12 protein-coding genes are annotated in these 13,637 nt (G+C 69.3%); 7 read left to right on the top strand and 5 right to left on the bottom strand.

What is annotated here, in order from left to right; translation table 11 throughout:
- Positions 1-113: 113 nt before the first annotated feature.
- Positions 114-788, bottom strand: coding sequence for a DNA repair protein RadC (radC, locus tag CEK66_RS13845; protein ID WP_152237292.1), 675 nt, complete (start codon positions 786-788; stop codon positions 114-116).
- A gap of 96 nt (positions 789-884) precedes the next feature.
- Between radC and coaBC the strand changes: the two genes are divergently transcribed.
- From coaBC to CEK66_RS13830, 3 genes are read left to right on the top strand one after another with little or no spacing between them, the layout of a single operon-like run.
- Positions 885-2,162 carry a bifunctional phosphopantothenoylcysteine decarboxylase/phosphopantothenate--cysteine ligase CoaBC gene (gene coaBC, locus CEK66_RS13840; protein ID WP_193312658.1) on the top strand — a complete coding sequence of 426 codons (1,278 nt, stop codon included), beginning with the start codon at positions 885-887 and terminating at the stop codon, positions 2,160-2,162.
- Positions 2,159-2,629, top strand: a complete 471-nt coding sequence (dut, locus tag CEK66_RS13835) for a dUTP diphosphatase (protein WP_017907877.1) — start codon at positions 2,159-2,161, stop codon at positions 2,627-2,629. The genes coaBC and dut overlap by 4 nt, the downstream gene beginning before the upstream one ends.
- A 15-nt stretch (positions 2,630-2,644) precedes the next feature.
- Entirely contained in the window at positions 2,645-4,981 is a 2,337-nt protein-coding gene (locus tag CEK66_RS13830; protein ID WP_152237291.1) for a phosphomannomutase/phosphoglucomutase, read from the top strand.
- 49 nt (positions 4,982-5,030) lie between these two features.
- On the opposite strand, the gene CEK66_RS13825 is transcribed toward CEK66_RS13830, so the two are convergent.
- Together CEK66_RS13825 and pyrE are read right to left on the bottom strand one after the other, a co-directional pair.
- A complete protein-coding gene (locus CEK66_RS13825; protein WP_193312657.1) occupies positions 5,031-5,702 on the bottom strand; it encodes a hypothetical protein in 672 nt (223 codons plus the stop codon).
- A gap of 18 nt (positions 5,703-5,720) precedes the next feature.
- Positions 5,721-6,380: an orotate phosphoribosyltransferase gene (pyrE, locus tag CEK66_RS13820; RefSeq protein WP_017907592.1), complete on the bottom strand. Its 660-nt coding sequence runs from the start codon at positions 6,378-6,380 to the stop codon at positions 5,721-5,723.
- 129 nt (positions 6,381-6,509) lie between these two features.
- On the opposite strand from pyrE, the gene CEK66_RS13815 reads away from it, so the two are divergent.
- From CEK66_RS13815 to CEK66_RS13805, 3 genes are all read left to right on the top strand, one after another.
- Positions 6,510-7,310, top strand: a complete 801-nt coding sequence (locus CEK66_RS13815; RefSeq protein ID WP_152237313.1) for an exodeoxyribonuclease III — start codon at positions 6,510-6,512, stop codon at positions 7,308-7,310.
- Positions 7,307-8,671, top strand: a complete 1,365-nt coding sequence (locus tag CEK66_RS13810; protein ID WP_152237290.1) for an MFS transporter — start codon at positions 7,307-7,309, stop codon at positions 8,669-8,671. Before CEK66_RS13815 ends, CEK66_RS13810 begins: the two co-directional genes overlap by 4 nt.
- Positions 8,672-8,822: 151 nt before the next feature.
- Positions 8,823-9,050: a hypothetical protein gene (locus tag CEK66_RS13805; protein ID WP_026143529.1), complete on the top strand. Its 228-nt coding sequence runs from the start codon at positions 8,823-8,825 to the stop codon at positions 9,048-9,050.
- 15 nt (positions 9,051-9,065) lie between these two features.
- Here CEK66_RS13805 and CEK66_RS13800 read toward each other — a convergent pair whose 3' ends face one another.
- Both CEK66_RS13800 and CEK66_RS13795 read right to left on the bottom strand, forming a co-directional pair.
- The gene (locus tag CEK66_RS13800) at positions 9,066-10,196 is read right to left on the bottom strand and encodes an anhydro-N-acetylmuramic acid kinase (RefSeq protein WP_152237289.1); all 1,131 of its coding nucleotides are present in this window, start codon (positions 10,194-10,196) and stop codon (positions 9,066-9,068) included.
- A gap of 89 nt (positions 10,197-10,285) precedes the next feature.
- On the bottom strand, positions 10,286-11,740 hold the full coding sequence (locus CEK66_RS13795; RefSeq protein ID WP_152237288.1) for a peptidoglycan DD-metalloendopeptidase family protein: 1,455 nt from the start codon (positions 11,738-11,740) through the stop codon (positions 10,286-10,288).
- A gap of 168 nt (positions 11,741-11,908) precedes the next feature.
- Here CEK66_RS13795 and tyrS point away from each other — a divergent pair, with 168 nt between their 5' ends.
- A complete protein-coding gene (gene tyrS, locus CEK66_RS13790; protein WP_152181180.1) occupies positions 11,909-13,120 on the top strand; it encodes a tyrosine--tRNA ligase in 1,212 nt (403 codons plus the stop codon).
- The last annotated feature ends 517 nt before the right edge of the window (positions 13,121-13,637 follow it).

The raw sequence follows: 13,637 nt of genomic DNA, 5'->3' as shown, positions 1-13,637 counted from the left end.
CCAGCACGCGCCTGCGCCCCTGGGGCTTGGCCGGCTGACCGCCGGCGTGGCCCGGGGCCGGCCTCGCCGGGATCGGCGTCCCGCGACATGGCACGCCCGGCCGCCGCCTCGGTTCAGGCCCAGCCGCGCGATGCCATCGAGACAGGCACGCCGTCGCCGACGATGAAGTGGTCGAGCAGGCGCACGTCGATCAGGTCCAGCGCCTGTTTCAGCCGGTCGGTGACGGCGCGGTCGGCGGGCGAGGGTTCCGGGTTTCCGGACGGGTGATTGTGGCCGATGATCACCGCGGCGGCGTTGAGCGTGAGCGCACGCCGCACCACCTCGCGCGGATGCACCTCGGCGCCGTCCAGCGTGCCCTGGAACAGTTCCTCGAACGCCAGCCAGCGGTGCCGGGTGTCCAGGAACAGCGCGGCGAACACCTCGTACGGCCGCGCCCGCAGGCGCTGCGCGAAGTAGCGGCCGGCGGTGATCGGATTGCTGAGGGTGTCGCCGCGCTGCAGTTCCGCGGCCAGGTGGCGCTGGCCCAGTTCCAGCGCCGCCGACAGCTGGCAGGCCCGCGCCGGGCCCAGCCCGGGCAGGCGCACCAGGTCGCCGGGCGATCGGTCCAGCAGCGTGCGCAACGGCCCGTGCCGCTGCAGCAGGTCGCGCGAGGTGCGTACCGCGTCGCTGCCGGGCAGGCCGGAGCCGAGAAAGATCGCCAGCAGTTCGGCGTCGGAAAGGGCCCGGGGACCGCGTGCCAGCAGCTTTTCCCGGGGACGTTCTTCGCAGGGCCAGTCGGAGATGTGCATATCGCCAGGGTGCCGGCCGACATGGCGCAACGGTATCAGGCCGCCAAAAACCATCGGGTAAGCTAATCGTCCTTGTATGGGTAGGACATTCCCGACGTGACCGCGATTTTCGAGAGGCCCCTGCCGGGGCGACGTGTGCTGTTGTGCGTCGGCGGGGGAATCGCCGCCTACAAGGCGCTGGAACTGGTGCGGCGCCTGCGCGACGCCGGCGCCGAGGTGCAGGTGGCGATGACCGCCGGCGCGCAGCAGTTCGTCACCCCGCTGAGCTTCCAGGCGCTGTCCGGCCATCTCACCCGCACCACGCTGTGGGACAGCGGCGCCGAGCAGGCGATGGGTCACCTGGAACTGGCCCGCTGGGCCGAGCAGGTGGTGGTGGCCCCGGCCACTGCCGACCTGCTGGCGCGCCTGGCGCACGGGCTGGCCGACGATCTGGTGGGCACGCTGTGCCTGGCCAGCACCGCACCGCTCACCGTGTGCCCGGCGATGAACCACCGCATGTGGCTGCATCCGGCCACCCAGGCCAACATCGCCACCCTGCGCGCGCGCGGCGCACAGGTGGTCGGCCCGAACGATGGCCCGCTGGCCGAAGGCGAGTCCGGCCCCGGTCGCCTGGCCGAACCGGAGCAGATCGTCGCCGCGCTCGTTGCGCGCACCGACCAGAGCGCCGCGTCGGCCAAGCCGGCCGCGGCCGCCTTCCCGGCGCGTTCCGGCGCTGGCACCGGCACTGCCGCCCTGCGCGGCCTGCGCGTGGTGATCAGTGCCGGCCCCACCTACGAAGACCTGGATCCGGTGCGCTACCTGGGCAACCGCAGCAGCGGCAAGATGGGCTATGCGCTGGCCGCGGCCGCGGTCCGGCAAGGCGCCGAGGTGGTGCTGGTCAGCGGCCCGGTGCATTTGTCTACGCCCGACGGCGTGCAGCGCATCGATGTGCGCTCGGCCGCGCAGATGCGCGAGGCGGTGCTCGGCGCGCTGCCGGCGGACATCTATATCGGCACCGCCGCGGTCGCCGATTACACGCCAAAACAGGTGGCGGCGCAGAAGATCAAGAAGAGCGGCGAGACGCTCACCCTCGAACTGACCCGCACTCCGGACATCCTGGCCGAGGTCGCCGCGCAGACCCAGGCGCTGAAGCTGGTGGTCGGCTTCGCCGCCGAGACCCACGACATCGAGCGCTATGCCCGTGGCAAACTCGCCGACAAGCACCTGGACCTGATCGTGGCCAACCGGGTGGGGGTGGCCGGCAACGGCTTCGAGAGCGACCAGAACGCGGCCACCGCCTATTGGCAGGATGGCGAACGCGACTTCCCGGCGGTCTCCAAGACGCAGCTGGCCGAACAACTGCTGGACCTGATCGCGCAGAGGCTGCACGCATGAGCACTCCCACGCCCTATCCGCTGCAGGTGAAGCTGCTGGATCCGCGCTTCGGCGACAGCTGGCCGCTGCCCGACTACGCCACCGAAGCCAGCGCCGGGCTCGACCTGCGCGCGGCCACCGAGGCGCCGCTGACCCTGGCGCCGGGCGACACCGCGCTGATCCCCAGCGGCCTGTCCATCTACATCGCCGATCCGCAGCTGTGCGCGGTGGTGCTGCCGCGCTCGGGCCTGGGCCACCGCCACGGCATCGTGCTCGGCAACGGCACCGGCCTGATCGACGCCGATTACCAGGGGCCGCTGCTGATCAGCGTCTGGAATCGCGGCCGCGAGGACTTCACCATCGCCCCCGGCGACCGCATCGCGCAGTTGGTGGTGATGCCGGTCGTGCGTGTCGCCCTGCAGGTGGTGGATACTTTCGCCGACAGCGCCAGGGGAACGGGTGGATTCGGCCATACCGGAGTGCGCTGACAGGGGATCGTCTGCATGAGCGAGGCAACACAAGCGCGGCCGGTGCCGCAGGGTTTGCGCAAGGTGGCGCCTCTGCTGACGGTGCTGCTGGTGCTGTTGGTGGTCTGGTTCGGCTGGAGCGGGGTCGAGCAATGGCGCGCCGAGCAGGCCGCCGCCACCCTGGAGCAGGCGCGCGATGCCGCGGTGACGCAGACCCAGCAGGCGCTGGCGGGCGTGGGCAAACGCCTGTCCGAACGTCTGCAGCAGCCGGCCGTGCAGGCGGCCCTGCGCCGCGGCGACGCCGCGGCCGCCGCCCAGGCGCTGCGTGCGGACTGGGCGCAGGCCGAGGACGCGCAGGTGCTGCCGGCCGACCTGGAGCCTGGCTACACCGATGCGGCGCACTTCGGCTACGGCCGCCTGGCGCTGCTGGAGAAGGCCCTGATGACCGGCAAGCTCGCCAGCGCGGTGATCCGCGACGGCGGCGGCCCGCGGCTGGGCCTGGCCGCGCCGGTCTCGCTGGGCGGCAACGCCGGAGTGGTGTATCTGCGCCTGCCACTGGCGCTGCTGACCGACCCGGTCGCGCAGGCATCGGTGCCGGGCACCGGCTATCTGGCCCTGCGCCAGGGCGGCTACGACGTGATCGCCGCCGGCGACAATGCGCTGCACGATCGCGCCGACGCGATGTCGCGCCCGGTCGGCGACAGCGGCCTGCGCATGGTCGCCTCGCTGCCGGATACCGAAGCCGGTCCGCTGGGGCTGGGCGCACTGCCCTGCCTGCTGGTCGCCGGCCTGTGCCTGGTGCTGGGCGCGCTGTTGTTGCTGGCCGCGCGCGGGCGCCTGCCGCAGCCGCGGGTGCGCCGCGCCGGCCCGGCGGTGGCCGAAGAACACACCCTGCAGCAGAGCCTGCAACGCCAGGAGCTGCCCCCGCCGCCGCCGTCTGCCACCGAGGATGCCGCGCCGGCCAAGCCGGTGCCGGCGTTCACGGTGGCGCCGGAGATCTTCCGCGCCTACGACATCCGCGGCGTGGTCGGCCGCGACCTCAGCCCGCAGGTCGCCGCGCTGATCGGCCAGGCGATCGGCGCGGTGATGCAGGAGCAGGGGCTCAACGAGGTGGTGGTCGGCCGCGATGGCCGCCTGTCCGGGCCGGAGCTGTCGGCCGCACTGATCGAAGGCCTGCGCCGCGCCGGCTGCCATGTCACCGACATCGGCCTGGCGCCGACCCCGGTGGTCTACTTCGCCGCCTACCACCTGCGCGCCGGCAGCTGCGTGGCGGTGACCGGCAGCCACAACCCCGCCGACTACAACGGCTTCAAGATCGTGGTCGGCGGCGAGACCCTGTCCGGCGCCGCCATCGCCGACCTGTACGCGCGGATCAGCGCCGGCCGCCTGCCCACGGCCGAGGAGCCGGGCCGGCTGCAGCAGCGCGATGTCGGCGACGACTACATCCAGCGCATCGCCGACGACGTGCAGCTGGACCGCCCGCTCAAGGTGGTGGCCGATGCCGGCAACGGCGTCGGTGGCGAACTGGCGCCGCGCCTGCTGGAAGCGATCGGTGCCGAGGTCGTGCCGCTGTATTGCGACGTCGACGGCACCTTCCCCAACCACCATCCCGATCCCAGCGAGCCGCACAACCTTGAGGATCTGGTGCAGACGGTGCGGCGCTTCGACGCCGACCTCGGCGTGGCCTTCGACGGCGACGCCGACCGCCTCGGCGTGGTCACCAAGGAAGGCACGGTGATCTACCCGGACCGCCTGCTGATGCTGTTCGCCGCCGACGTGCTGCAACGCAATCCCGGTGCGCTGGTGATCTACGACGTCAAGTGCACCGGCAAGTTGTCCGACTACGTGCTGCGCAACGGCGGCAGCCCGCTGGTCTGGAAGACCGGGCATTCGCTGATCAAGGCGAAGATGCGCGAGACCGACGCCGAACTGGCCGGCGAGATGAGCGGCCACTTCTTCTTCAAGGAGCGCTGGTACGGCTTCGACGACGGCCTGTACGCGGCGGCGCGATTGCTGGAGATCCTGGCCCAGCGCGAGGAATCGCCGTCGGAGGTGCTGGCCGAACTGCCCGACAGCGTGGCCACGCCGGAGATCAAGCTGCCGGTGGACGGGCAGGACGCGCATGCGCTGGTCGCCGAGCTGGTCGCCCAGGCGCAGCAGGAGGGCTCGCCGTTCGCCGGCGCGCGGCTGCTGACCATCGACGGGCTGCGCGCCGACTTCCCGGATGGCTGGGGCCTGGTGCGCGCCTCCAACACCACGCCAGTGCTGGTGCTGCGCTTCGAAGCCGACAACGCGGCGGCGCTGGAGCGGATCAAGGCGCTGTTCCGCGCACAGCTGCAGGCCATGCTGCCGGGCCTGGCGCCGACCTTCTGAGGCGGCGTCGCGCGCCCGGTCTGGTCCGGGCGCCGGCGTGTGCGACGGCTCAGCCGCCGGCGGTGGTCGCGGACTGTGCCGGGCCGTTGCCCCGGGCCGCGCGATAGCGCTGCAGCACGTCCTCGATTTCCTGATCCAAGCCGAGCCGCTGCTGTTCGAAGTTCTTCTGCATGCGCAGTTGCCACAGCAGGGCGCGGTGCCGCTGCTGCACGTCGTCGGCGGTCTTGGCCGGCACGCTCTGCCCGGCCAGTTCGCGCGCGCCGGCGCCGGACAGCAGGCCGATCAGACCCTGGCGCAGGCTGTCGACGTTGTAGCGGGCGGTGTTGATGTTGTTGTCGACAATGCCGATGCGCTCGGCGAACACCCGGCGCAGTTCGTCCTCGGTCTGGTACGACAGCAGCATCGCCTGGTCGGTGCGCTTGCGCGTCTCCAGCGCGGCCTGGTCGGCGCGCTGCTGCGCGGCATCGGCCGCGGCCGCGGCGCGTTCCTCGGCATTGAGCGCACGCCCGACCTCGGCGCTGCGCATGCCGCTGGTGGCGTTGAACTCGTCGCGTGCCTGGTTCACCGCTTCCGGCGGCAACGCATCGCTGCAGGTACGTTGGCCGCCCTGGTTCCAGCAGTACAGCTTCTTGGACGGCGCCGACGCCTGTTGCGCGGCGACCGGCAAGGCCAGCAGCGCCAACACGGCCGGCAGGACGCGGGTGCGTGATCGGATCGGCATCGTGGCAGCCCCCTGCTGTCAGCCAGACGAAGCGCAACCGTAGCGGGCCCGGTAGGCCAGCAGCGGTTCGCGGAAGCCGACAAGGTCTGCGTTTCCGTCGATGAATGCAAGCAGGTCGCCCAGATGCGCGACCGAGACCACAGGAACGCCGGCTTCTGCGGCCACTGCCTGCGCCGCCGAGCGGCGGTCGTCCTCGGCGGCGATCTCCTGGCGGTCCAGCGCGACCAGGATCGCGGCCGGTTCGCCGCCGGCGGCGCGGATGATGCCCAGCGCCTCGCGGATCGCGGTGCCGGCGGTGATCACGTCGTCCACGATCAGCACCCGGCGGCCGGCCAGCGGCGCGCCGATCAGGCTGCCGCCTTCGCCGTGCGCCTTGGCTTCCTTGCGGTTGAACGCCAGCGGCAAATCGCGCCCGCGCCGCGCGTACTCGCAGGCCACCGCCGTCGCCAGCGGAATGCCCTTGTAGGCAGGGCCGAACAGCAGGTCGAAGTCGAGCCCGGCGGCGTCGGCCGCATCGGCGTAGCACGCCGCCAGCCGCGCCATGCTGGCACCGGAGTCGAAGCGCCCGGCGTTGAAGAAATAGGGGCTGAGGCGTCCGGACTTCAGCGTGAACTCGCCGAAGCGCAGCGCCTCCACGTCCAGGGCCAGTTGCAGGAAACGGTGCCGGTAGTCGGTCATTGGGGGGCCGGGAATGGGGAAACGGGAATAGGGAATCGATAAAGCGTACCCCAGCAGGACCGCGAAGACGGAACAACCGCTATGCTTTTCACCATTCCCTATTCCCCTTTCCCCATTCCCGGCTCCTCAATGCGCATCATCAGCTTCAACGCCAACGGCCTGCGGTCGGCCGCCACCAAGGGCTTTTTCGAGTGGTTCGCCACCCAGCAGGCGGATGTGCTGTGCGTGCAGGAGACCAAGGCGCAGGAGCATCAGCTGGCCGGGCCGGCGTTTCTGCCGGACGGCTACCGGGTCTGGTTCCGCGACGCCAGCATCAAGAAGGGCTACAGCGGCGTGGCCATCTACAGCAAGCGCGAGCCGGACGAGGTGCGGACCGCGCTGGGCTGGCCCGAGTTCGACGAGGAGGGCCGCTACATCGAGGCGCGCTTCGGCAACCTGAGCGTGGTGTCCTTCTACATTCCTTCCGGGTCCTCCGGAGAACTGCGCCAGGGCTACAAGTTCCAGGTCATGGACTGGCTGCGGCCGATCCTGGTGGAGTGGCTGCACAGCGGCCGCGACTACGTGCTGTGCGGCGACTGGAACATCGTGCGCTCGGCGCTGGACATCAAGAACTGGAAGTCGAACCAGAAGAACTCCGGCTGCCTGCCGGCCGAGCGCGACTGGCTCAACGGCCTGTGCGCCGACCGCGCCGACGAGGCCGATGCGGCCAGCGGCCGCGGCTGGGTCGACGCCTACCGCGCGCTGCATCCGGACGGCCAGGACTACACTTGGTGGAGCAACCGCGGCGCGGCACGCGCCAACGACGTCGGTTGGCGCATCGACTACCAGTTCGTCACCCCGACCCTGCGCGAGCGCCTGCAGGGCTGTTCGATCTATACCGCGCAGCGCTTCTCCGACCACGCGCCGTTCACGGTGGACTACCGCACGTGATCGGAGCACTGGGCGCTTGGTGGCGGTCGCTGGACGTATACGCCAACCCGCGGGTGCGGGCGATGCTGTTTCTGGGATTTTCCTCGGGGCTGCCGTTCGCATTGGTGCTGACCACGCTGTCGGCGCGTCTGCGCCAGGCCGGCATCGACCGGACCACCATCGGCTACTTCAGTCTGGTCGGGCTGGCGTACTCGTTGAAGTACTTCTGGTCGCCGATCGTGGACCGTCTGCCGATCCCGGTTCTCTCGCGACTTGGTCGGCGGCGTAGCTGGATGCTGGTTGCACAGATCGGCGTCGTTGCCGGCCTGGTCGCACTCGCGCTGGCCAATCCCGCGCTGGACGCGCGCGCGGTGGCATTGCTTGCCGTCTGCACTGCTTTCGCCGCGGCAACCCAGGACATTGTCGTGGACGCCTATCGAATCGAGGCGGCTCAGGCCGATACGCAAGGCGCGATGGTCGCCGCCTATCAGGCTGGCTACCAGTTGGCGCTGATCTGTACCGGCGCCGGTGCCCTGACCTTGGCGGCAGAACTGGGCTGGAAGGCGTCCTACCTGATCATGGCGGTCTGCGGATTGGTCGGTCTTGTCACGACGCTCTGCATTGCCGAACCCATGACGGGCACCAGCGGTCCAATACGTCCGGTCGAACCCATGGTGGAGGCGTTCCGCACGCGCGCGCAGCGTTGGCCGGCGTGGATCAGAGCGACGGTTGCTTGGTGCATCGGTGCCGTGATCTGCCCGTTCGTCGATTTCTTCGCGCGGATGGGCTGGAAGGTGGGCATCTTGTCCCTTTCCCTGGTGATCACCTACCGACTCAACTACACCACGATGGGCGTTGCGGCCAATACGTTCTATCTGGACATGGGGTTTACGCTGGAACAGATCGCATTGGTCTCCAAGGTCTATGGGATCCTCATGACGATCGTCGGCGCTTTTCTGGCAGGCATCCTGGTCCGTCGTTACGGCATAGCGCGGACGTTGCTGATCGGATTGGTCCTGCTTAGTGGCGCCAACCTGATCTACGCGCATATCGCCAGCATCCACCCTGGGATCGCCTGGCTGGCGACTGCGATCAGCGCCGACAACGTGGCCAACGGTATCGCCGGGACGGCCTTCATCGCTTACATGTCATCGCTGACCAGTCCGAACTACACGGCGACGCAATACGCTCTGTTCGGAACCCTGTGGAGCCTTCCCGCCAAGTCGATCGCCAGTCAATGGGGCAAGATCGTGGACGCCTGGGGCTATCCTCCGTTCTTTGTCTATACCGCTGCGATTGGCATCCTTGCGTTACCGATGATCATCTGGCTCATCTGGCGTGAGCCACGAATGAGGGGAGATGCCTGGCAGAAAACACCCTGACCGCTGGGTTTCTCGGCCATAGCAGCCGCGTGTGTACGAGGCGCGTATCCGCAACTCCCTCACAGCCATTGCCGCCCAGCGATTGAAAGGCCGTCCCCGGACGGGGATGATGGGCAACGGCGCACGCGTGCGCCGCCGCCCGGGAGTCCGCATGAGCGACCTTGTGTTGCGCGATATCGACCCGTTCCTGCTCGAACGCATTCGCCGCATCGCCGTCGCGCGCGGCTGGACCCAGCGCCAGGCGGTGCTGGCGCTGATCGAGCAGGGCCTGTTCTCCAGCGAGCACGACGTGCGCAGCGGGTTCGAGCACCGCGAGGTGGATGCGCTCTCGGAGGCGATCGCGGCCTTGCGCGCGCTGCCGGCCGGCAGCGGCTTCTGAATCCCGACGCCTCGCTTACGCGGGGTGGATCGCGCCGAGGATGCGCGGCCCGCGCGCGCCGCTGACCGACGGCAGGTTGCCCGGCAGCCCGGCCAGGGTCTGCCGGGCCAGCCAGGCGAAGCCCATCGCTTCGATGTAGTCCGGGTCCAGGCCCTGTGCCTGGGTCGAGTGCACCTGCACCCCCGGCAAGCGCGCCTGCAGCCGCGCCAGCAACAGCGGGTTGTGCACGCCGCCGCCGCACACCAGCAACTGCCGGGTCGCCGGCTGCCGCGCCAGCAGCGCGTCGGCGACGGTGGCCGCGGTCAGTTCCAGCAGCGTCGCCTGCACCGCGGCCGGCGCCGGCGCCGGGGTGTCCAGGCAGGCCTCCAGCCAGCGCAGGTGGAACTGCTCGCGCCCGGTGCTCTTGGGCGGCGGCAGCGCGAACCAGGGATCGGCCAGCAAGCGCTGCAACAGGTCGGCGTCGACCGCGCCGCTGGCGGCGAACGCGCCGCCCGCATCGTAGGGCTGGCCGCGATGGCGTTGGCACCAGGCATCGAGCAGCGCGTTGGCCGGGCCGGTGTCGAACCCGCGCACCGCGCCGTGGGCCGGCAGCAAGGTCAGGTTGCCGATGCCGCCGAGGTTGAGCACGGCCCGGTCCTCGTGCGCCGCCCCCAGCATCGCCGCATGGAAGGCCGGCATCAGTGGTGCGCCATGGCCGCCGGCGGCGACGTCGCGGCGGCGGAAGTCGCAGACCGTGGCGATGCCGGTCAGTTCGGCGATGCGGTTGCCGTCGCCGAGCTGCCAGGTGAAGGCGGGGTCGGCCAGCGGGCGGTGGCGCACGGTCTGCCCGTGCGACCCGATCGCGCGGACCGCGGCCGGCGCCACCCCGGCGTCGTCGAGCAGGCGCAGCGCCGCCTCGGCGAAGGCGATCGCGACCTCGGCATCAAGCTGGCCCAGCGCGTCCAGCGAGGCGATGTCGCCGCCTTCGCCCAGCGCGATCAGCGCCGCGCGCTGCTGCAGCGCCCACGCATAGGTGCGGCCCAGCTGCAGCTGCGGGCGTCCAGCGTGGTCGAAGCGCACCAGCGCGGCATCGATGCCGTCGGCGCTGGTGCCGGACATCAGGCCCAGGAACAGGGCGTCGTCGGGAACGGCGGAAGGCGAGGGCATGCAAGACACCAGGCGGCGGTCGGCGCCGCAGCGTGGGCCAGGCGCCGCCGCCCGTCAATGCGCGGCGCGGCGAAACCGGCTGCCGGTGCTCAGCCGGCGTCGTGCGACGTGGCGGCCTTGGACGAGGCGACGACCTTCTTCTTCTTCGCCCCCGGCTCGCCGGCATCGGCGTAGATCAGCTTCTCCACGCGCTGGATGCGTGCCAGCGCCGGCGAGGTCTGCGCACGGAACGCGGCCAGTTCGGCGCCGGCCAGCGGGGTCGGCGGCGGCATCGTCACCGAGGCCGGATTGCGCTGCACCCCGTCCACGCGGAATTCGTAGTGCAGGTGCGGACCGGTGGCCATGCCGGTCATGCCGACGTAGCCGATCACCGTGCCCTGGTTGATGCGCTGGCCGGCCTTGATCCCGCCGAAGCGCGACATGTGTCCGTACAGCGTGCTGTAGCCCTTGCCGTGATCCAGGATGACGACGTTGCCGTAGCCGCGCTGGGTGCCGACGAACTGCACCCGCGCGTCGCCGGCGGCCATGATCGGGGTGCCGGTCGGCGCCGCGTAGTCGATGCCCTTGTGCATGCGCATGGTGCCCAGCACCGGGTGCTTGCGCGCGCCGAAAGTGGAGCTGATGCGGCTGTAGGACACCGGCATGCGGATGAAGCTCTTCTTCAGCGGCCGCCCGGTCACGTCGAAATATTCGGCCGGCTTGCCGCCGCGCTCGAAGCGGAAGCCGCTGTAGGTCTTGCCGCGGGTGGTGAAGGTCGCCGCCAGGATCTTGCTGGTGTCGATGCGCTCGCCTTCGCGCCAGGTCTCGTCCATGACCACGCTGAAGCGGTCGCCCGGCTGCAGGTCCTTGTCGAAGTCGATGTCGTACTTGAAGATCTCGTCGGTCATCGTCGCGATCGCCGACGGCGACAGCCCGGCCTTGCGTGCGGCCACGTACAGCGAGCTGGTGATTTCGCCGCTGGTGACCACGGTGTGCGTGCTGGTCTCGCGCTCGATCACCTTTTCCTTGATGTCGTCGTCCAGCAGCGACAGTTCCACCCGGTGGGTGGCATCGCGGTCGAAGCGCAGAGCGCGCAGATCGCCCGTCGTCGCCAGGTCGAAGCCGATCTCGGCGCCTGGACGCAGCTTGGTCAGCGCGTCATGGGTGCCCGGATGGTCCAGCACCCGTTGCATCACCGTGGCGGGGATGCCGAGCTTCTCGAACACCGAGCCCAGGGTCTGCCCGGACTCGATCCGCACCACCTGCCAGTTGTCGGTGATCGCCGCCTGCTGTTGCTGCGCCAGCGAGATCGGCGGCAACGGCAGCGCCAGCGTCGCCTGCGTGGTCTGCAGCGGCACGTCGATGGCGTTGGAAAAGCCCGGGACGATCGTGGCGACCATCGCGCCGATGGTGGCGAACAGGCTGGCGTGGATCCAGTGGCGGCGCGTCCAGCGGCCGGCGGGAAGATGTTCCTTCAACTTGCGATGCAGCGCAGTGTCGTGGAGAACGTGAAGGCGTTGCTGGAACCGCTGCCGGCGCGCGCGTTCCTGATCACTGTTGGGCATCAAGGCTTCCTCACGAGCCCGAAGCGCGAGCTCAAAACTCGGCTACCATAAACATCGTTCCACAGCGCGTCAAACCATTGAGCCGGCTCGAATTTTCACCTGGCTGCACGGTTAACTCGCTCTTAACGCCATTCACGTTTGTTGACGCCATTCGCCGGAGTTACTGTTTTGTCCACGATCGAAGAGTCCCTTGTCCTGATCGGCCGCGGTGCCGACGAAATCCTCAAGCGTGAAGAACTGGAGGCCCGCCTGCGCAGCGGCCGCCCGCTGCGGATCAAGGCCGGCTTCGATCCCACCGCGCCGGACCTGCACATCGGTCACACCGTGCTGTTGAACAAGATGCGCCAGTTCCAGGACCTGGGACACCAGGTGATCTTCCTGATCGGCGACTTCACCGGGATGATCGGCGACCCCACCGGCAAGAACGTCACCCGCAAGCCGCTGACCCGCGAGGACGTGCTGGCCAACGCCCGCACCTACGAGGAGCAGGTGTTCAAGGTGCTGGACCGGGAGCGCACCGAGGTCCGCTTCAACTCCGAATGGTTCGGGCAGATGAGCGCGGCCGACATGATCCGGCTGGCCGGCCAGCACACCGTGGCGCGCATGCTCGAGCGCGACGACTTCGCCAAGCGCTACGCGGCGCAGCAGTCCATTGCCATCCACGAGTTCCTGTACCCGCTGGTGCAGGGCTACGACTCGGTGGCGCTGAAGGCCGACGTCGAGCTGGGCGGCACCGACCAGAAGTTCAACCTGCTGATGGGCCGCGGCCTGCAGGAGCACTACGGGCAGCCGGCGCAGATCGTGCTGACCATGCCGCTGCTGGAGGGCCTGGACGGGGTCAACAAGATGTCCAAGTCGCTGGGCAACTACATCGGCATCAGCGAACCGGCGATCGACATCGTCACCAAGACCATGAAGATCGGCGACGAGCTGATGTGGCGCTGGATCGAACTGCTGTCCTTCGATATCGGCGTGAACGAAGCGCAGGCGCTGCGCCAGCAGGTGCAGGCCGGCAGTCTGCATCCGCGTGAAGTGAAGTTGCGCCTGGCGCGCGAATTGACCACCCGCTTCCACGATGCCGCCGCCGCCGAGCAGGCCATCGTCGGCTGGCACGCCGTGGTGACCGGGCAGGGCGACACCAGCGCCTTGCCGCTGCAGCAGGTCGCCGTGCCGGCGGAAGGCCTGCGGATCGCCGCGCTGCTTACCGCTGCGGGGCTGACCGCCAGCAACTCCGAGGCAAGCCGCAAGCTCAAGGAGCGGGCGGTGCGCGTGGCTGGCGAGGTGGTGGAAGATCCGCAACAGAGTTTCGCGCCTGGCTTCGAGGGCGTCCTGCAGGTCGGCAAGCGGACGTTCGCCCGGGTACAGCTCATCGCGGCATGAGATCGTCCGCCCGGTTGCCGCGCAGGCAATCGGGCGACGGTGGTGCGGCGCTGCCTGCTCTCTATATATAGGGAGTGGCCGCGAAGCAGCGCTCACCGAATAGCGTGCGCGGTAAGGCAGGTGGGGCTGACAGGGCTCCCGCGACGGGAGAGTGAAAAAAGTTTTCACGCCCTCTTCCCAAGCGCCCGATTTGGGGCCATACTTTCCCTCCCCTGACGCAACGCCTTCACGGCAACGCGGCAAGGGCGTCAAAAACCTCTTCAAAAAGGTGTTGACGAAGTGAAAAAGTCGGCTAATATGGCCGGCTCGCTTCGAGGAAAAGCCTTCGGGTTTGGACGAAGAAGCGGCGTCAACCACCTGATCAAAAAGGTGTTGACGGCAAGAAAAAAGCCGCTATGATGGGCGGCTCGGTTCGGCGAAAAGCCCTCGGGTTTGAAGACGAACCAGCGTCAACCGCCTCGAAATGAGGTGTTGACGGAAACAAAAAGTCCGCTACAATGGGCGGCTCACTCGGACG

Origin of the sequence: Xanthomonas sp. LMG 12460 (genome assembly GCF_009192895.1) — a bacterium.
GTDB lineage: Bacteria > Pseudomonadota > Gammaproteobacteria > Xanthomonadales > Xanthomonadaceae > Xanthomonas_A > Xanthomonas_A sontii.
This window is presented reverse-complemented; position numbering and strand designations above follow the sequence as displayed.